The 17,593-nt window shown below is 75.1% G+C and carries 15 protein-coding genes; 8 read left to right on the forward strand and 7 right to left on the reverse strand.

All coding sequences use genetic code 11. The annotated features are described in order from the left end of the window. Window positions 1–4 precede the first annotated feature (4 nt). From BFL37_RS11705 to BFL37_RS11725, 5 genes are read left to right on the forward strand one after another with little or no spacing between them, the layout of a single operon-like run. A complete protein-coding gene (locus BFL37_RS11705; RefSeq protein WP_086515268.1) occupies window positions 5–925 on the forward strand; it encodes a phosphate/phosphite/phosphonate ABC transporter substrate-binding protein in 921 nt (306 codons plus the stop codon). Further along, the gene (gene phnC, locus BFL37_RS11710) at window positions 910–1,809 is read left to right on the forward strand and encodes a phosphonate ABC transporter ATP-binding protein (RefSeq protein WP_086515269.1); all 900 of its coding nucleotides are present in this window, start codon (window positions 910–912) and stop codon (window positions 1,807–1,809) included. The genes BFL37_RS11705 and phnC overlap by 16 nt, the downstream gene beginning before the upstream one ends. Beyond that, on the forward strand, window positions 1,806–3,569 hold the full coding sequence (locus BFL37_RS11715; RefSeq protein WP_086515270.1) for a PhnE/PtxC family ABC transporter permease: 1,764 nt from the start codon (window positions 1,806–1,808) through the stop codon (window positions 3,567–3,569). The genes phnC and BFL37_RS11715 overlap by 4 nt, the downstream gene beginning before the upstream one ends. After that, entirely contained in the window at window positions 3,566–4,795 is a 1,230-nt protein-coding gene (locus BFL37_RS11720; RefSeq protein WP_086515271.1) for a TIGR03364 family FAD-dependent oxidoreductase, read from the forward strand. Before BFL37_RS11715 ends, BFL37_RS11720 begins: the two co-directional genes overlap by 4 nt. Further along, a complete protein-coding gene (locus tag BFL37_RS11725) occupies window positions 4,792–5,523 on the forward strand; it encodes an HAD-IA family hydrolase (protein WP_086515272.1) in 732 nt (243 codons plus the stop codon). The genes BFL37_RS11720 and BFL37_RS11725 overlap by 4 nt, the downstream gene beginning before the upstream one ends. Before the next feature lie 18 nt (window positions 5,524–5,541). Here the strand turns inward: BFL37_RS11725 and BFL37_RS11730 are convergent, their stop codons facing one another. From BFL37_RS11730 to BFL37_RS11745, 4 genes are all read right to left on the reverse strand, one after another. Then, window positions 5,542–6,762 (reverse strand): ATP-binding protein, encoded by a 1,221-nt coding sequence (locus BFL37_RS11730; protein WP_086515273.1) that lies wholly within the window; start codon window positions 6,760–6,762, stop codon window positions 5,542–5,544. A 52-nt stretch (window positions 6,763–6,814) separates the two neighbouring features. Then, the gene (locus tag BFL37_RS11735; protein WP_086515274.1) at window positions 6,815–8,128 is read right to left on the reverse strand and encodes a M1 family metallopeptidase; all 1,314 of its coding nucleotides are present in this window, start codon (window positions 8,126–8,128) and stop codon (window positions 6,815–6,817) included. Further along, the gene (locus BFL37_RS11740) at window positions 8,125–12,237 is read right to left on the reverse strand and encodes a Pls/PosA family non-ribosomal peptide synthetase (protein WP_086515275.1); all 4,113 of its coding nucleotides are present in this window, start codon (window positions 12,235–12,237) and stop codon (window positions 8,125–8,127) included. The genes BFL37_RS11735 and BFL37_RS11740 overlap by 4 nt, the downstream gene beginning before the upstream one ends. Window positions 12,238–12,338: 101 nt before the next feature. Then, entirely contained in the window at window positions 12,339–12,707 is a 369-nt protein-coding gene (locus BFL37_RS11745; RefSeq protein ID WP_086515276.1) for a GntR family transcriptional regulator, read from the reverse strand. A 124-nt stretch (window positions 12,708–12,831) separates the two neighbouring features. Here BFL37_RS11745 and BFL37_RS11750 point away from each other — a divergent pair, with 124 nt between their 5' ends. After that, the gene (locus BFL37_RS11750) at window positions 12,832–13,203 is read left to right on the forward strand and encodes a hypothetical protein (protein WP_086515277.1); all 372 of its coding nucleotides are present in this window, start codon (window positions 12,832–12,834) and stop codon (window positions 13,201–13,203) included. Between the two features lie 16 nt (window positions 13,204–13,219). Here BFL37_RS11750 and BFL37_RS11755 read toward each other — a convergent pair whose 3' ends face one another. Then, entirely contained in the window at window positions 13,220–13,657 is a 438-nt protein-coding gene (locus BFL37_RS11755; protein WP_011931848.1) for an Lrp/AsnC family transcriptional regulator, read from the reverse strand. A 183-nt stretch (window positions 13,658–13,840) separates the two neighbouring features. On the opposite strand from BFL37_RS11755, the gene ddaH reads away from it, so the two are divergent. Further along, on the forward strand, window positions 13,841–14,683 hold the full coding sequence (gene ddaH / locus BFL37_RS11760; RefSeq protein ID WP_086515278.1) for a dimethylargininase: 843 nt from the start codon (window positions 13,841–13,843) through the stop codon (window positions 14,681–14,683). Between the two features lie 20 nt (window positions 14,684–14,703). Continuing rightward, entirely contained in the window at window positions 14,704–15,948 is a 1,245-nt protein-coding gene (gene rocD, locus BFL37_RS11765; protein ID WP_086515279.1) for an ornithine--oxo-acid transaminase, read from the forward strand. Between the two features lie 37 nt (window positions 15,949–15,985). Here the strand turns inward: rocD and BFL37_RS11770 are convergent, their stop codons facing one another. Beyond that, window positions 15,986–16,987: an EamA family transporter gene (locus tag BFL37_RS11770; RefSeq protein ID WP_172403805.1), complete on the reverse strand. Its 1,002-nt coding sequence runs from the start codon at window positions 16,985–16,987 to the stop codon at window positions 15,986–15,988. 64 nt (window positions 16,988–17,051) lie between these two features. Then, the gene (locus BFL37_RS11775) at window positions 17,052–17,543 is read right to left on the reverse strand and encodes a DUF6226 family protein (RefSeq protein ID WP_143331604.1); all 492 of its coding nucleotides are present in this window, start codon (window positions 17,541–17,543) and stop codon (window positions 17,052–17,054) included. Between the last annotated feature and the right edge of the window lie 50 nt (window positions 17,544–17,593).

Raw genomic sequence — 17,593 nt, forward strand, 5'->3', positions numbered from 1 at the left:
GACCATGACCACCCGCGCCCGCTTCCTCACCACCGCCCTCGCCCTCGTCGGCGTCGCCTCCCTCGTCACCGGGTGCGCGGCCACCGGCGCCTCCGGATCCGAGTCCGACGCGGGCGGATACGCCGTCGACTCCGGCACGCTCGTCTTCGGCGTCGTCCCCGACTCCGCGGACACGGAGACGAACTACCAGCCGCTCATGGACTACATCGCGAAGGAGACCGGCAAGGAGGTCGAGTACCACGAGAGCACCGACTACGCGGCGCTCATCGAGGCGTCCATCGCCGGCCAGATCGACGTCGCCAGCTTCTCCGGCCTCACCTACGTCACGGCCACGCAGAACGGCGCGAAGCTCGACCCGATCTCGTCGATCATCACGGCCGAGGGCCAGGAGCCCGGCTACTACTCCGAGGCCATCGTGCCCAAGGGCAGCCCCATCACCTCGCTCGACGGGATGAAGGGCAAGAAGGTCTGCTTCGTCGATCCGTCCTCCACCTCGGGGTACCTGTTCCCGAGCGCCGAGCTGCTGAAGGCGGGCGTGGATCCGACGACGGACGTGACTCCCGTGTTCGCGGGCAAGCACGACGTCAGCGTGCAGAAGGTCGCCGAGGGCAAGGAGTGCGAGGCGGGCTTCGCGGAGGACAGCGAGGTCGCGAAGTCGGACGCCGTCACCGTCATCGGCAAGGTCGTGGTGCCCGGCGCCCCCATCGTGGAGTCGGACGCGCTCCCGGACGACGTGAAGCAGCAGCTGAAGGACGCGCTCTCCGACGTGACCGTCGACCAGATGGTCGCCGCGGGCGTCACGAGCGCCGACACCCCCGAGTTCCGCAGCGTGTTCTACGCGACCACGCCCGTCGACGACGCGTACTACGACCAGGTGCGCGAGACGTGCGCGACGACGAAGTCCGCCCAGTGCCAGAAGAAGTAGCCGGATCCGCGGTCGGCGCGGTCGTCGAGGCCGGCCCGGTCGTCGAGGTCGCGGGGCTCACCAAGCGCTTCGGGTCGACGACCGCGCTCGACGGGGTGTCGCTCGAGGTCGCGCGGGGCGAGGTCGTGGTGCTCCTCGGCCTCTCGGGATCCGGCAAGTCGACGCTCCTGCGCCACCTCGACGGGCTCGAGCTGCCGACCGCCGGATCCGTGCGCGTGCTCGGCGAGGACGTGCCGGGGCTCCGGGGCCGCGCGCTCCGCTCGCTGCGCGGCCGCGTCGGCGTGATCTTCCAGCAGTTCGAGCTCGTGCCGTCGCTCACGGTGCTCGAGAACGTGCTCACGGGCGCGCTCGCCGAGCTGCGCGGGCCGCGGCTGGGCCTCTGGACGTACCCGCGCGCGCTCCGGCTCCGGGCGCTCACGCACCTCGACCGCGTCGGGCTCCTCGACCGCGCGTACCAGCGCGCCGACACGCTCTCGGGCGGGCAGCAGCAGCGGGTCGCGATCGCGCGGGCGCTCATGCAGGACCCGCGGATCCTCCTCGCCGACGAGCCCGTGGCGTCGCTCGACCCGGAGTCGAGCGACCAGGTGATGGCGCTGATCCGCGAGATCGCGGCCGAGCAGGGGCTCACGGTGCTGTGCAGCCTGCACCAGGTGGACCTCGCGATCGCGTGGGCCGACCGCATCGTCGGGCTCCGGCACGGGCGCGTGGTGCTCGACACCCCGGCGGCCGGGCTGTCGAAGGCCGAGGTGATGAAGGTCTACGGGCGGGTCGCGACGACCACGGCGGAGCCGTCGGCGGTGGCGGACGAGCTGCTCGCGGGATCCGGCGCGGCGGCGGGCGCCGCGGGTGCCGCCCCGGGTGCCGCGGCGGGCCACGGGCGATGACCGCGACGCTCTCCCGCGCGAGCGCGACCGAGGCGGCGGCTCCCGCCGGGGAGCGCGGCGGCGACGTCGCCGCGCGCGCACCCCGGGCGCGTGCATCCCGCGCCCGCCTCGCCGCGTGGATCGTGCTCGGCCTCATCCTCGCGGCCGCCGTCGCCGCGCTCGTGTCCGTCGACATCTCCATCCCGCGCATGGTGCAGAGCTGGGGCAACGCGGAGCGGTTCGCCGGGCGCATCGGCGCGCTCACGCTGCCCGAGCCCGCCGACCTCCTGCGGCTCACCGCGCAGACGCTCGGCTTCGTGATCACCGGCACCGTGCTCGCGGCCGTGCTGTCCGTGCCGGTCGCGGTGCTCGCGGCGTCGAACACGTCGCCCGGCCCGGTCTGGCAGGGCGGCGCGCGGTTCGTCGGCGTGCTCGCGCGCAGCGTGCCGGACGTCGTGCTCGCCATGGTCTTCGTGCTGATGTTCTCGCTCGGGTCGCTGCCGGGCATCCTCGCCATCGGGATCCACTCGGTCGGCATGCTCTCCAAGATGTTCGCCGACGCCATCGAGCAGATCGACGAGGGGCCGCGCCTGGCGATCCGCGCGGCCGGGGGCTCTCGCCTGCAGGAGCTGGCCGCGGGCGTGCTGCCGCAGGTGGCGCCGTCGTGGGTGGCGAACGTGCTGCACCGCAACGACATCAACCTGCGCGGGTCGGTGATCCTCGGCTACGTCGGTGTCGCCGGGCTCGGCCTCCAGATGTCGTACGCGTTCAAGGCGCTCGACTACGGGCGGGGGCTCGGGCTCGCCGCGGTCATCTTCGCGCTCTGCGTGGTGATGGAGGTCGTCTCCGCCGCCGTGCGCGCCGCGATGCTCGGGGCCGGCGCCGCGCGCGCGCGGCCGATGGACCGGCTGCCGCGGCGGCTCGTCCCCGGGCGCGCGTCGGCGGGCTCCGCGGATCGCGCGCGTCCGTCGTCGACCGGCCCCGCGACCCCGGCCGAGGCGCTCCGCCGGCCCTGGACGCGCCCCCGGGTGAGCACGACCGTGGCGCTCGCCGTCGCCGGGCTCGTGCTCGTCGGGTCGGTGCTCGTGAGCGACATCACGTGGTCCGACCTCGGTACGTCCTGGGCCAGGGTCCCGCCGGTCGCCGCCCAGCTGTGGCCGCCGGACGCGGGCGCGTACGGCTGGCCTGTCCTCGTCGGCGCGATGGGCCAGACCGTCGTCATCGCGCTCGCCGCGGCCCTGCTGACGCTCACGGGATCCGCGGTGATCGGCGCGCTCGCCGCCCGCAACGTCGCGCCCGGCCCCGGGATCCGCGGCGCCGCCCGCCTCGTGCTCGTCGCGGTGCGCGGCGTGCCCGAGCTGATCCTCGCGATCGTGCTCATCGTCATCAGCGGCCTCGGCACGCAGGCCGGCACCATCGCGCTCGCGGTGGGCGGCGTCGGCCTCCTCGGGAAGCTCGTGGCGGACTCGCTCGAGGAGGTGGATCCCGGTCCCGAGCGCGCCCTCACCGCCACGGGCGCCACCCGTCCGCAGGTGCTCGCCGCCGCGACCCTGCCGCAGGCCGCCCGGGCGATGCTCGGGCACGGCTTCTACCTGCTCGACACGAACATCCGCGCGGCGACCCTCCTCGGCATCGTGGGCGGCGGCGGCGTGGGCTACTACCTCCTCAACGCGAGCGAGGGCGCCCGGTACGGCATGGTCACGGCGATCGTGCTGATGATCCTCGCGACCGTCCTCGTGGTCGAGGGCCTGGCCGTCTGGATGCGGCGGGTGCTGCGGTGACGGAACGCGCGGACGTCGTCGTGGTCGGCGCGGGCATCGTCGGGCTCGGCGCGGCGTACGCGGCCGTGCGGCGCGGGCTCTCCGTGGTCGTCGTCGAGCGCAGCGCGGAGCCCGCGGGCGCGAGCGTGCGGAACTTCGGGCACGTGGGCGTCACGGCGCAGTCCGGGGACGCGCTCCGGTACGCCGTGGCCGCGCGCGGGCTGTGGCTCGGGCTCGCGCGCGACGCCGGGTTCGGGATCCGCGCGGCCGGCGCCCACGTGGTCGCCCGGCATGCCGACGAGCTCGCGCTGCTCGAGGCTGCCGCGGCCGCGATGCCCGCCGACGGGCCGCTCGGCCCGGACGCCGTGCGCGTGGTCGACGCCGACGGGATCCGCCGCCTCGCCCCGGTCCGCGACGCCGACGTCGTGGGCGGCGCGGTCCTCGCGCGCGACCTGCAGGTGGATCCGCGCACGGCCGCCCCCGCGATCCGCCGCCACCTCGCCTCCCTCGGCGTGCGGTTCCTGCTGCGCACGCAGGTCGGCGCCGTCGCCCCGGGCCATGTCGCGACGAGCCGCGGCCGCATCGACGCGAGCACCGTGGTGGTCGCGGTCGACCACGACGTCGACCGGCTGCTGCCCGAGCTCGCGGAGGAGCGGGGCGTGGAGCGGTGCGCGCTCGACATGCTGCGCGTGCGGATCCCGCTGGCCGCGCCGCTCGACGCGCCCCTGCTCACCGGCTGGTCGCTCGTGCGGTACCGCGCCTTCGCGACGCTCCCCGAGGCCGCTGCGGTGCGCGCGCGGCTGCACGCCGAGCGGCCGGACCTCGCGAGGATCGACCTCAATCTCATGTGCACGCAGCAGCCCGACGGCACCGTGATCCTCGGCGACTCGCACAGCCGATCCGCCGCGCCGCCGCCGTTCCAGGACGAGGCGACCGCCGAGCTGATCCTCGCGGAGGCCGGCCGCCTGCTCGGTGCGCCCGCGCGCGTCGTCGAGCGGTGGCAGGGCGTCTACGCGACCGCCCCCGAGGAGTTCCTCGTCGCGGAGCCGATGCCCGGCGTCGTCGCGCTCGCGGCGACCACGGGCATCGGCATGACCTGCGGGCTGGGGCTCGCCGAGCTGGAGCTCGCGGCGCGGTTCGGGGCGGCGCACGCGGATGCGGTCGATCACCCGGGCGTGGGCGTCTGGCCCCTCCGCCGCCCCACCCCGCCCGGGGGCGCCGTCCACCCCGCGGAGAGGCCCTCATGACCGCCGTCCGCCCCGCATCCGCCGCCGAGCCCTCCCCCGCGCCGCGCGACCTCGCGCTCGACGGCATCGAGCTCGTCGTGCTCGACATGGCAGGCACGACCGTGCGCGACGACGGCGTCGTCGAGGCCGCGTTCCGGGGCGCGGCGGAGCGCACGGGCCTCGCCGACCGGATCGACGGGGCCGAGGCGATCGCGTACGTCCGGCGCACGATGGGCCGCTCCAAGCACGACGTCTTCCTGCACCTGTGCGGAGGCGACGCCGCCGAGGCCGCGCGCGCCACCGCCGCGTTCGAGGACGCCTACGCGGAGATCGTCGCGACCGACGGCGCCGAGCCGATCCCCGGAGCGGAGGACCGCATCCGCCGGCTCCGCGCCGACGGCCGCCGCGTGGCACTCACGACCGGATTCGCGCCCGTCACGCGCGACGCGATCCTCGACGCCCTCGGCTGGCGCGACCTCGTCGACCTCGCGCTCTCCCCGGCCGACGCGGGCCGCGGCCGCCCCGCCCCCGACCTGGTGCTCGCCGCGGCGCTCCGGATCGGCGTGAGCTCGATGTCCGCCGTGGCTGTCGTCGGCGACACGGCGAGCGACGTCGCCTGCGGCCGCGCGGCGGGCGCGGGACTCGTGGTCGGCGTGCTCACGGGCGCGCACGACCGCGCGGCGCTCGCAGCGGCCGGGCCCGACGCCGTGCTCGACGACGTGACGGGCCTCCTGACACTGACGCGCTGACGGGCGGCTTCCGGCGGTTCAGCCGTTCTCGTCCTGGTCGAGGACGAACTCCGTGAAGCCGGGGACCGTGAACGAGAGGTGCCCGTGCTTGTTCGCGTCGACCAGGCCCTTGTCCAGCAGCTTCTGGCGGGCGACCGAGATGGCTCGGGTGGTCGTCCCCAGCTCCTCGGCCAGGGACCCCCTCTTGACGTCCTCGCCGCCGAGATGCGCGATCGCCACCAGCATGTCCTGCTGTCGAGGGCTGGCCGACCTCCAGCGCGCCGTGAATAGCGTGCGCATCTCCGCATCCACCGTGGGCAGCGCCGCCAGCACGTCGGGGAGCGTGATGGCGTCGATGGGTGTCAGGCCGTCTTGTCCGAGCCGGGTCGCAGCCGCCCGCCAGGCCGCGTCACCGATGAGCTGGACCTTGTACGGGTATCCGCGCGATTCGGTCACGCTGAGGTCGAGGGCGTCCATCTCCCAGGAGACGCCGGCATCGCGGGCCGTGGCATCGAGCGCTTCGCGTGCTCCTGCGCTGGAGAGGCCGTGCATGGGTTGGAAGCTGAATCGCTCGCTGAATGTCACCGCCTTGTTGATCTTCACGGGCGCACCGGGCAGACCGACCGCGAAGAGCGCCGCTCGCGGTTGGTCAGGGTCGGACGCGCGGAGCGGGCTCATCTCCTGCCAGGCGTATGCGACAGTGCGCAGGCTCTCGGGATCCGCCTCCTGGATCTCATCGATGAGGATCACGATCCCGGCGTCGCCGTCGTGGATCACCGAGGCCAGTGCGGCGCGGAACGCCTGCTGGAGCTGCTTCGCGGATGCGGCCGCGCGCGTGCGCTCGGGAGCCACGGTGACCCCGACCTGTGCGATCCCGGGCACGCCGATCGTGAGCGTCGCGGAGTCGATGGCCTCCAGGGCGGCCCTCCGGCTGCGGGTGCCGGTGCCGACGATCCGCTTCAGCTCGGCGAGGAGCGAACGCACCAGGTCCTCGTTCGGGTCCGCGGTGATGAGCACCGTGCGGACGTCGTATCCACCGAAGATGCGTTGCGCCTCCCGGAGCAGTGACGTCTTGCCGATGCCGCGAGGGCCGTGGTCGACGTGCACGCGGGGGACGAACTGCCGGTCCGCCTTGATGCGCTGCGCGGCCTCGCGGAACTGCTGCAGCTTGTCCGCCCGTCCGGGGAGGTTCGGGGGCACGGATCCGGGCGTGTACGGGCTCAGCGATTCGCTGGGGTGGCGCTCATCGACGTTATACATCGGGCCTAAGTATAAGCCCGATGGTCGTCGAGCCGGTCGCTCTGCGTCAGCGTCAGCGCCGCCCCACCCGAGGAAGCGCCGGCAGCGGCGCGTCCGCGAGCCACGCGCGCAGCAGCGCGCCCGCGTCGCCGGCGGCGGCCACGAGGTCGTCGGTGGTGCGCGGATCCGTCCACGCCGGATCCGTCCAGGTGAGCAGCAGCTCCCGCCACGCCGCGTCGCCGAGCGTCAGCCGCAGCGCGTGCACCGCGAGGGCGCCGCGCTTGTAGACGACGTCGTCGAACATCGACTCGGGCCCGGGATCGCCGATGCCCATCTGCGTGCCGTACCGGTCGAGGCGCGTGTGGTGCTGGCGCGCGAGCTGGTCCGCGGTCGCCCCGCCGGACTCCTCCGACCACAGCCACTCGGCGTAGCAGGCGAAGCCCTCGTTGAGCCAGATGTGCTGCCACGATGCGAGGCCCACCGAGTTGCCGAACCACTGGTGCGCGAGCTCGTGGGCGACGAGCCGCTCGGATCCGCCCGTGCCGTCCGCGTGGTTCGAGCCGAGCACGGCCATCGCCTGCGCCTCGAGCGGGATCTCCAGCTCGTCGTCGGTGACCACGACCCGGTACTCGTCGAACGGGTACGGCCCGAACAGCGTCTCGAAGAACGCCATCATGCGCGGCACGGGCGCGAGGTCCTGCAGCACGCGCGCCTCGCGCGGCTTCGGGTACGCGAACACGGCCTGCGTGGATCCGGCGGGCACGCGCCGCTCGGAGTACCGGCCGATCTGCACGGTCGCGAGGTACGGCGCGGTCCGCGCGTCCTGCTCGTAGGTCCAGGTGGCGCGGCCCGAGCGCTCGAGGCGGGAGACGAGCCGGCCGCTCGCGATGACGGAGTAGTCGACCTCGCACGCGACGCGGATCCGGAACGTCGCCCGGTCGTCCGGCCGGTCGTTGCAGGGGAACCAGGTGGACGCGCCGCTCGGCTGCGAGGCCACGAGCACGCCGTCGCCGAGCTCCTCCCAGCCGAGGTCGCCCCAGGTGGTGCGGCGCGGGCCGGGTTCGCCCGAGTAGGAGACGTCGACCGTGAAGGTCGCGCCCGCGGGGACCGGCGCGGCCGGGGTCACGACGAGGCGCCCGCCGCGCTGCACGTGCCGGGTCTCGCGGCGGCCGTCGACGCGGACGTCGCCCGCGCGGAGGCCCGTGAGGTCGAGCTCGAACCGGGGGAGCGGCTCGCGCGCCACGGCGGTGATCACGGCGCGCGCCTTGAGGCGGTTGCGGGCGACGCGGTAGTCGAGGTCGAGGTCGTAGCGCTCGACCGCGTACGCGGAGGATCCGACCTCGGGGGTGTAGTCGTCGCCGGACGCGGGGCCGGCCGTGGCCCTCACGGGCGACCGGCGGTCGCGCGTGCGGCGGTCTCGGCGGTCTCGGCGGTCTCGGCGGGAGCGGTGGCGCTCGCGGGCAGGTAGCGGCCGGTCTTCACCTCGCGCCACGGGCCGATCGGGTTCCCGCTCCAGCGGCTCGCCTCGGGCACCAGCTCCCCGCGCATCACGAGGCTCGCGGGTCCCACGGTGGCCTGCGGGCCGATGCGCGCCGCGGGGAGGATGACGCTGTGCGGCCCGAGGGTCGCACCGGCGTCGAGGGTGACGGTGTCCATGCTCATGATCCGATCATGGAACAGATGCGTCTGCACGACGCACCCGCGGTTGACCGTCGAAGCGTCCCCCAACGTCACGAGGTCGGCCTCGGGCAGCCAATGCGAGTCGCACCAGACGCCGGATCCGATGCGCGCGCCGAGGCTGCGCAGCCACCAGACGAGCGCGGGCGTGCCGGCGGCCGACGACGCGAACCACGGCGCCGCGACCATCTCGGTGAAGACGTCCGACACCTCGCTGCGCCACACGAACGACGACCACAGCGGGTGCTCCTCCGCGCGGATGCGGCCGATGAGGATCCACTTCGCCGCCGTCGAGACCGCCGCGGCCACCGCGCCGGCCACGAGCAGCACGACGCCGCCGAGCAGGAACGCGACCAGCGGGCCCCACGCCTCGGTGAGCGCGGCGAGCGTCACGAGCACCGCGAGGCCGATCGCGCAGGTGATGAGCACGGGCACGACGCGGAGCAGCTCCCACAGGATCCGCGCCACGCGCAGCCGCGTCGGCGGCCGGAACGTGCGCGAGTCGTCGGCCGCGGCGACCGTGCGCCGGAGCCGGACGGGCGGGGAGCCGAGCCAGGAGGATCCCGACTTCGACTTCGTGGGCGCCGCCGAGAGCACGGCGACGAGGCCGTCCTTGGGCACCTTGTGGCCCGGGCCCGCCATGCCGGAGTTGCCGAGGAACGCGCGCTGGCCGATCTCGGCGCGGGCGACGCGCATCCACCCGCCGCCGAGCTCGTAGCCGGCGACGAGCGTGTCGTCGGCGAGGAAGGCGCCGTCGCGGATCGTGGTCATGGCGGGGATGAGCAGCACGGTCGACGCCTCGACGTCCTTGCCCACGCGCGCGCCGAGCAGCCGCAGCCAGACGGGCGTGAACAGGCCGGCGTAGAGGGGGAAGAGCACGGTGCGGGCGAGGTCGAGCAGGCGCTCGGTCGACCACAGCTGCCAGCCGACGCGGCTGCGGACCGCGTGGATGCCCTCGCCGACGCCGAGGCCGAGCAGGCGCACGGATCCGACCACGAGCAGCGCGAGCACGATCCCGGTCACGAGCGCCGCGGGCACGAGCGCGCCGAGGCCGCGCCACCACACGTCGCCGAGGTCGGCGGATCCGCGGATCGCGGCCGCGAGGATCCCGCCGCCCGCGACGAACGCGACCACCGGCACCAGCGCGGTCGCGACCGAGGCGGCGCCGTACGCCGCGACCCAGCGCGTGTTGCGCGGCGGCCGGTGGTCGGGCCACCAGACGCGGGCCTTGCCCTCGCGCGCGGCGGGGGATCCGGCCCAGCGCTGACCCGACGGCACCCGCCCGAAGACGGCCGAGCCCGGCGCGATCTCCGCGCCCTTGCCGATGCGCGTGCCCGGCAGCAGCGTCGAGCGCGTGCCGACCGTGGATCCCGCGCCGATGCGCACGGCGCCGACGCGCACGGTGTCGCCGTCGATCCAGTACCCGGAGAGGTCGACCTCGGGCTCGACCGAGGCGCCGCGGCCGATGCGGAGCATGCCCGTGACGGGCGGCAGCGTGTGCAGGTCGACGTCGTCGGCGATGCGCGCGCCGAGCGCCCGCGCGTAGTAGGTGATCCAGGGTGCGCCCGCGAGCCCGACCGCGCCGATCTGCTGCGCGATCTGCTCGGCCAGCCAGAGCCTGAGGTGCCAGCGGCCGCCGCGCGGGTGGTCGCCGGGGGTGAGGCCGCGGAGGAGCAGGCGCGCGGCGACCGCGGAGATCGCCATGCGGCCGAACGGCGTCGCGAAGAGGAGGAGGCCCGGGATCAGCAGCCCGAGCGGGACGGACGGCAGCGCGTCGAACCCGCCGAGCGGGCGCAGCAGCGCGCTCGCCGTCAGCAGGAGCGCGAGCCAGCGGAGGCTCTGCAGGGCGAGGAGGGGCGCGCCGAGGAGGGTCTGGATGCACTGCGTGCGGCGCGGCGTGGGCCTCACGTCCACGCGCGGGCCGCTGCGCTCCGCCCGCGGCGCGCGTCCCGCGATGGCGGCGTGCATGGCGCCGAGGCGCGGGTGCGCGTAGACGTCGGCGACCGTGAACTCGGGGTCGAGGGTGCGGATCCGGGCCACGAGCTGGGCCGCCGACAGGGATCCGCCGCCCAGGTCGAAGAAGTTCGCGTCGGCGCTCGCCACGGGCGTGCCGAGCGCGGCCGACCACATCTCCGCGAGCGGGCGGAGCTCGGCGTCGAGGTCGGCTCCGTCGTCGCCCGCGGCGCCCGGGAGCGGCCACGGCAGCGCGGCCTTGTCGACCTTGCCGGAGGTGCGCGTGGGCAGCGACCCGACCACGCCGATGAGCGGCACGAGCGCGGCGGGCAGCGCGACGCGGAGGCGCTGCACCGCGTCCTCGCGCGAGAAGGTCGCGGGATCCCGCGGCACGAGGTACCCGACGAGCACCGGGTTGCCCGCGCCCGTCATCTGCACCGCGACCGCCGCGCCCTGGACGTCGTCGAGGTCCTGCAGCGCCGCCTCGATCTCGCCCAGCTCGATGCGGCGTCCGCCGACCTTCACCTGGTCGTCGGCGCGGCCCTGGAACACGAGGCCATCCGCCTCGAAGCGCACGAGGTCCCCCGAGCGGTAGGCGCGGTCCCAGCCGAGCGCGGGGAACGGGGCGTACTTCTCGGCGTCCTTGGCGGGATCCAGGTAGCGCGCGAGCCCGACGCCGCCGATGATCAGCTCGCCGACGCCGCCCTCCGGCACGCGCGCGCCGTCGGCGTCGACGACCGCGAGGGTCCAGCCGTCGAGCGGCAGGCCGATGCGCACGGGACCCGGCCCGCCGAGCGGCGCCGCGCAGGCGACGACGGTCGCCTCGGTCGGGCCGTACGTGTTCCACACCTCGCGGCCGTCGGTGGCGAGGCGCTGGCCGAGCTCGGGCGGGCAGGCCTCGCCGCCGAAGATGAGCAGCCGCACGTTCTCGAGCGACTCCGCGGGCCACAGCGCCGCGAGCGTCGGGACGGTGGACACGATCGTCACCCCGTGCGTCGTGAGCCAGGGCCCGAGGTCCATGCCGCTGCGGACGAGGCTGCGCGGCGCCGGCACGAGGCACGCGCCGTGCCGCCAGGCGAGCCACATCTCCTCGCACGACGCGTCGAACGCGACCGAGAGGCCCGCGAGCACGCGGTCGCCGGGGCCGATCGGCTCGTCCTGGAGGAACAGGCGCGCCTCCGCGTCGACGAACGCCGCGGCGGAGCGGTGGGAGACGGCGACGCCCTTGGGGGTGCCGGTGGACCCGGACGTGAAGATGATCCACGCGTCGTCCTCGGGCGCGGGCGGCGCGACGAGCGGGAGCGCGGAGGTGGAGGCGTGCGCGGCGGCGGCGGGGAGGATCCGGAGCGCGGCTGCGGCCTCGTCGGCGGCCGTCTCGGCGGCGTCCGCGGCGTGCGGCGCGTACTCGCCCGTGCCCGTGACGGCGCCCGCGACGCGCGCCTCGCCGAACACCAGCCGCGCGCGCTCGTCGGGGTCGTCCGCGTCCACCGGCACGTACGCGGCGCCGGCCGCGAGCACGCCGAGCACGGTGATGTAGAGGTCGCGGGAACCCGACGGCATGCGGATCCCGACCCGGTCGCCCTTCCCCACGCCCGCCTCCCGCAGCGACGCCGCGACCTGCACCACGCGCGCCATGAGCTCGCGGTAGCTGAGGGCGCCGTCGCCGTCCTGGATGGCGGAGGCGTCGGGGTGGGCGGCGACCGTCGCCCGGAGCACGTCGACGAGGGTGCGCGGCGGCGTGACGGCGTCGGCCCGGTCGAGCACGCGCTGGGCGTCGGCCTCGGCGGTGCCGGTGGACCCGGCGGGAGCGCTCGGGAGCCGGGCGTCGTCGTGCGGCGTCGCCGCCTCCGGGGAGGACTCGGGCATGTGGTCTCCGTTCGGATCGTGCGGCGTCCGTACTGTCGGGCCTCCGGGTGAACGGGAGGTGGAATCGCGGCGACCCGGCGTCGCCGCCGGCGCGCGATCCGTCACCCGGCCGCGAGCGCCTCGTCGACCACGCGCCGGGCCTCGGCGTCGGCCACGCCGAGGCGTCCGGCGAGCTGCGCGTAGGCGACGGCCGCCGCCCGGAGCGCCTGGGGCACGTCGTCCTGCGCGGCGACGAAGGATCCGGCGCGCCCGCGCGTCTCGATCACCCCGTCGGCCTCGAGCTCCTTGTATGCGCGGGCGACGGTGTTCACCGCGACGCCCGCCTCCTCCGCGAGCGCCCGCACGGTCGGCAGCCGCGCCCCGACCGGCAGCTCGCCGTCGGCGGCCCGGCGCGCGATCTCCGCCCGCAGCTGCTCGTAGGGCGGGGTCGCGGAGCCCGGGTCGATGCGGTAGCCGGGCGCGGGATCCATGCGCCGAGGCTAGCGATGCCGGGGCGGCTCGCCCGCGCGACATGCACGGCGGCGCGCGCTCGGGGCGCCCGGGCGGGGCAGGATGGGGGAGCGGCACGCACGGCCGCCGACAGGAGGATCCCGCATGTCCGAGCTCGAGCTGATCACGATGTGGTCGCGCGCCCGCAAGCAGATGATCACGAGCCAGCTCGGCCCGATCCTCCTGCTCACCTCCACGGTGGTCCTGCTCCGCACGGGCCTCGCCGACGCGGACCTCGGCACGCGCCTCGCGGCCGCGCTCATCCTGCTCGCGACGGGCGTGCTCGGATCCGCCGTGCAGTTCTCCATCAGCTCGCAGGCCATCGCCATCGCCCGCGACCTCCGCGACCGGGGCGCGACCTCGCACGCGGCCCGCGCCGTCGTCGCCTCCGAGGGCATCACGAACCTGATCCGCTACGTGATCCCGGCCCTCTTCGTCGTCATCTACGTCGTGATCCTGGTGGCGCTGTTCTCCTGAGCCGCGTCGCCGGGCGCTACTCCAGCGTCCGGTTCACCAGCCGCGACAGCACGATCGCGCTGCGCGTGTGGTCGACGTTCGGGGCGAGGCGCACCTTCTCGAGGGCGTCCTCGAGGCTCGGGATGTCGCGGGAGCGGATCCGGACGATGGCGTCCGCGTCGCCCGTGACGGTGCCCGCGTCGACGACCTCGGGCACGCCCTGCAGGATCCGGCGCAGCTCGTCGGGCGCGACCGTCCCGCGGCAGAACAGCTCCACGTAGGCCTCGGTGCTCAGGCCGTCGACCGCCGGGTCGACCTGGATGGTGAAGCCGCGGATCACGCCGTCGGCCACCAGCCGGTCGACCCGCCGCTTCACCGCGCTGGCCGAGAGGCCGACCGTCCCGCCGATGTCGCCGTAGCCGGCCCGCCCGTTCTGGCGGAGGAGGTCGATGATCCGGTGGTCCAGGTTGTCCATGCTCCGACCCTATGGCGGGATCGTGCGTGGGACCCGGGCCCCACGCGCGGAATCCGCGTGGCCACCGGGTGAACGGGCGTGATCCGCGTGCCAGGCTGTGCGGAAGGCGTCCCCTCGGGGCTCTGGGACATCGTCCGCCTCCACGACCGCGCCAGCCGGCGCGCCGCACGAAGCAGGAGCACCATGCCCTCCACCCTCTCCCGATCCGCGGACGACACGTCCGCCCGCACCCCCGTCGCCAAGCGCGTGCTCATGTGCCGGCCCGACCACTTCGACGTGGTCTACAAGATCAACCCGTGGATGGATCCCGCCATCCCGACCGACACCTCGCTCGCGGTGCGCCAGTGGCAGACCCTCCACGACACCTACGTGGGCCTCGGCTTCCAGGTCGACCTCATCGACGGGATCGCGGGCCTCCCGGACATGGTCTACGCGGCCAACGGCGGCTTCACGCTCGACGGCATCGCGTACGGCGCGGCCTTCCAGCACGCCGAGCGCCAGCCCGAGGGCCCGGCGTACATGGACTGGTTCCGCGAGGCGGGCTTCGACGTGCGCGTGCCCGAGGAGATCAACGAGGGCGAGGGCGACATCCTGCTCGTCGGCGACACCATCTTCGCCGGCACCGGCTTCCGCAGCGACAGCACCAGCCACGCCGAGGTGGCCCGGATCTTCGACCGCGAGGTCGTGACCCTGCGCCTCGTGGACCCGAGCTTCTACCACCTCGACACCGCGGTCGCCGTGCTCGACGACACGAACATCGCGTACCTGCCGGGCGCCTTCGACGCCGCGAGCCTCGAGGAGATCGACCGCCGCTTCCCCGACGCCGTCGAGGTGAGCGCCGAGGACGCGTCGATCCTGGGCCTCAACTCCTACAGCGACGGGTACAACGTCGTCATCGCCGAGAGGGCCGTGGGCTTCGAGCGGTCGCTGCGGGAGCGCGGGTACAACCCGATCGGCGTCGACCTCTCCGAGCTGCTGCTCGGCGGCGGCGGCGTGAAGTGCTGCACGCTCGAGCTGCGACAGTGACGAACAGGACGGATGAGGGAATGACCGACACCATCGACCGTCCCGCCGGATCCGACGCCGGCGCCCTGGCGATCCACGCCGAGGAGGCGCACGCCGCGCACAACTACCACCCGCTGCCCGTCGTCGTCGCGTCCGGCGAGGGCGCGTGGGTGACGGACCTCGACGGACGGCGCCTGCTCGACTGCCTCGCCGCGTACTCCGCGGTGAACTTCGGGCACTCGCACCCCGAGCTCGTGCGGGTCGCGACCGAGCAGCTCGGGCGGATCACGCTCACGAGCCGCGCCTTCCACAACGACAAGCTGGGCCCGTTCGTCACGGCGCTCGCCGAGCTCGCGGGCAAGGACATGGTCCTGCCGATGAACACGGGCGCCGAGGCCGTGGAGTCGGGGATCAAGGTCGCGCGCGCCTGGGGCTACCGCGTGAAGGGCGTGGCCGCGGGCCGCGCAAAGATCATCGTGATGGCGGGCAACTTCCACGGGCGCACCACCACCATCGTCAGCTTCAGCGACGACGAGGAGGCGCGCGCCGACTTCGGGCCGTTCACGCCCGGGTTCGTCACCGTGCCCTACGGCGACGCGGCGGCGCTCGAGGCGGCGATCGACGCGGACACCGTCGCGGTGCTCGTCGAGCCGATCCAGGGCGAGGCCGGCATCGTCGTGCCGCCCGAGGGGTACCTCGCCGACGTGCGCCGGATCTGCACGCGCGAGCGGGTGCTGATGATCGCGGACGAGATCCAGTCGGGCCTCGGCCGCACGGGCGCGACGTTCGAGTGCGACAACGCCGACGTCGTGCCCGACCTGTACCTCCTCGGCAAGGCGCTCGGCGGCGGCATCGTGCCCGTCTCCGCGGTCGTCGGGGACGCGGACGTGCTGGGCGTCATCCAGCCGGGGCAGCACGGATCCACGTTCGGCGGCAACCCGCTCGCCGCGGCCGTGGGGCACGCGGTCGTCGACATGCTCGCGACGGGCGAGCCGCAGGAGCGCGCGCGTCGCCTCGGCGCCGTGCTGCACGCGCGGCTCGCGGACCTCGTCGGCCACGGCGTGCTCGAGGTGCGCGGCCGCGGGCTCTGGGCCGGCATCGACATCGACCCGGATCTCGCCACGGGACGCGCGGTCTGCGAGCGGCTCGCCGAGCGCGGCGTGCTCGCCAAGGACACGCACGGCTCGACGATCCGGCTCGCGCCGCCCATCGTCGTGGAGGAGGAGGACCTCGTCTGGGCCGTCGGCCAGCTCGCCGAGGTGCTCGCGGAGCTCGGGGCGCGCTGAGCGCTCTCCGCGCCGATCGGATCCGCGCCCGGCCGCCCTACGACGCGGCCGGGCGCGACGTCGTCCGGGGCGCGGCCGGCGCGCGCGTCGCGATGGCGACCCCGGCGGCCACGCACACCACGACGATCGCGCCGAGCTGCACCGGCGCGAGCGTCTCGCGCAGCACGATCACGCCGAGGATCGCGGCGACCACCGGGCTGAGGCTCGTGAGCACGGCGAACAGGCGCGGGGTGATGCGGCGGAGGATCACGGTGTCGAGCGAGTAGGGCACCGCCGACGAGAGCAGGCCGATCGCCACGAGCAGGCCGAGGATCCGCCCGTCGATCGCCGCGACGTCGAGCGTGAGGAGCGCCCACGGCACCAGCACGACGAGGCTCACGATGCTCGCGACCGCGATCCCCTGGAACCCCGGCAGCCGTTCGGCCACCCGGCGGGTGAAGACGATGTAGCCCGCCCAGGTGACGGCGGCGGTCGCGCCGCAGACGAGGCCGAACGCGTCGATCCGCCCCTCGAGCCCGGTGAGCACGACGACGCCCGCGGCTGCCACGAGCGCGCACGCCGCATCGAGGAGCCGGCGCGAGGCGAGCAGCGCGATCGACAGCGGCCCGAGGAACTCGATGGTCGCCGCGATGCCGAGGCCCAGCCGGTCGACGGCCGCGTAGTAGGAGAGGTTCATCAGCGACAGCGCGAGGCCGAGCATCACGGCGGGCACGAGCTGCGCGCGCGTCATGCGGTGGATCCGCGGCCGCGCCACCGGCAGCACGAGCGCCGCCATCATCACCTGCCGCGCGGCGACCACGAGCACGGGGCCGACCGCGGGGATCACGAGGCCGGCGAGCGAGGATCCGAAGCTGACGCTGACGATGGTGCCGACCTGCAGCGCGGCGCCCGCGGCGGTGGTGCGGGCGCCCGGCGTCGCGGGGGAGCCGGCGGCGGCCGTCGCGTCGGCGACCGCGGCCTCGACGCCGGCGGGGGTGGTGCCGGGGGCGGATCCCGGGTGCGCAGCCGCCGGGTCGACGGGGTCCCCGGGGCTGGTCACCTCGCGAGCGTACCGACGCGGGGGACGGGCGACCGCGCGGGGGCGACCGGGATCGCGCGGCGGATCAGCGGACGAGGTCGCCGAAGGGCTCGCGGGGCGGCGGCAGCCGGCCCGCGGCCGTGAGGACCGCATCCTCCAGGGAGTCGGCGAGGTCCTCCCACCGGTCGTCGCAGGCGTCGCAGCCGCAGGGCGGGAACGCCTCGGCCATGCGCCGCCCGGAGTGCAGCAGCACGCCGGGGAACGAGGTGTACTCGAGCGCGAGCGTCCGGCCGGTCCCGTCACGCGGCGCGAGGCGGACGGAGCGGACGGCGTCGGGGTGCGGATCCGCGAGGGACGGGTCCGCGCCCTCCACGACCGTCACCTCGTGCGTCGCGGCGAGGTGCGCGACGAGCGCGTCGGCCACCGCGTGCAGCGGCGCGAACCGCTCGAGGTGCGACGTGCGCGAGTACGCGTCCTCGGGCGGACCCTCGGCGTCGTCCCACCGCGATCCGTAGGCGACGCCGGCGTCGTCGAGCGCGGCCGGGGCGTCGATGGCGGGGCGGACGTAGGCGGCCATGTCCGGAGGGTAGCGATCGGCCGCGCGGAGGCGCACGCCCCCGAACGGCC

It is taken from the genome of Clavibacter michiganensis (assembly GCF_002151125.1).
In the GTDB taxonomy this organism is placed as follows: domain Bacteria; phylum Actinomycetota; class Actinomycetes; order Actinomycetales; family Microbacteriaceae; genus Clavibacter; species Clavibacter michiganensis_C.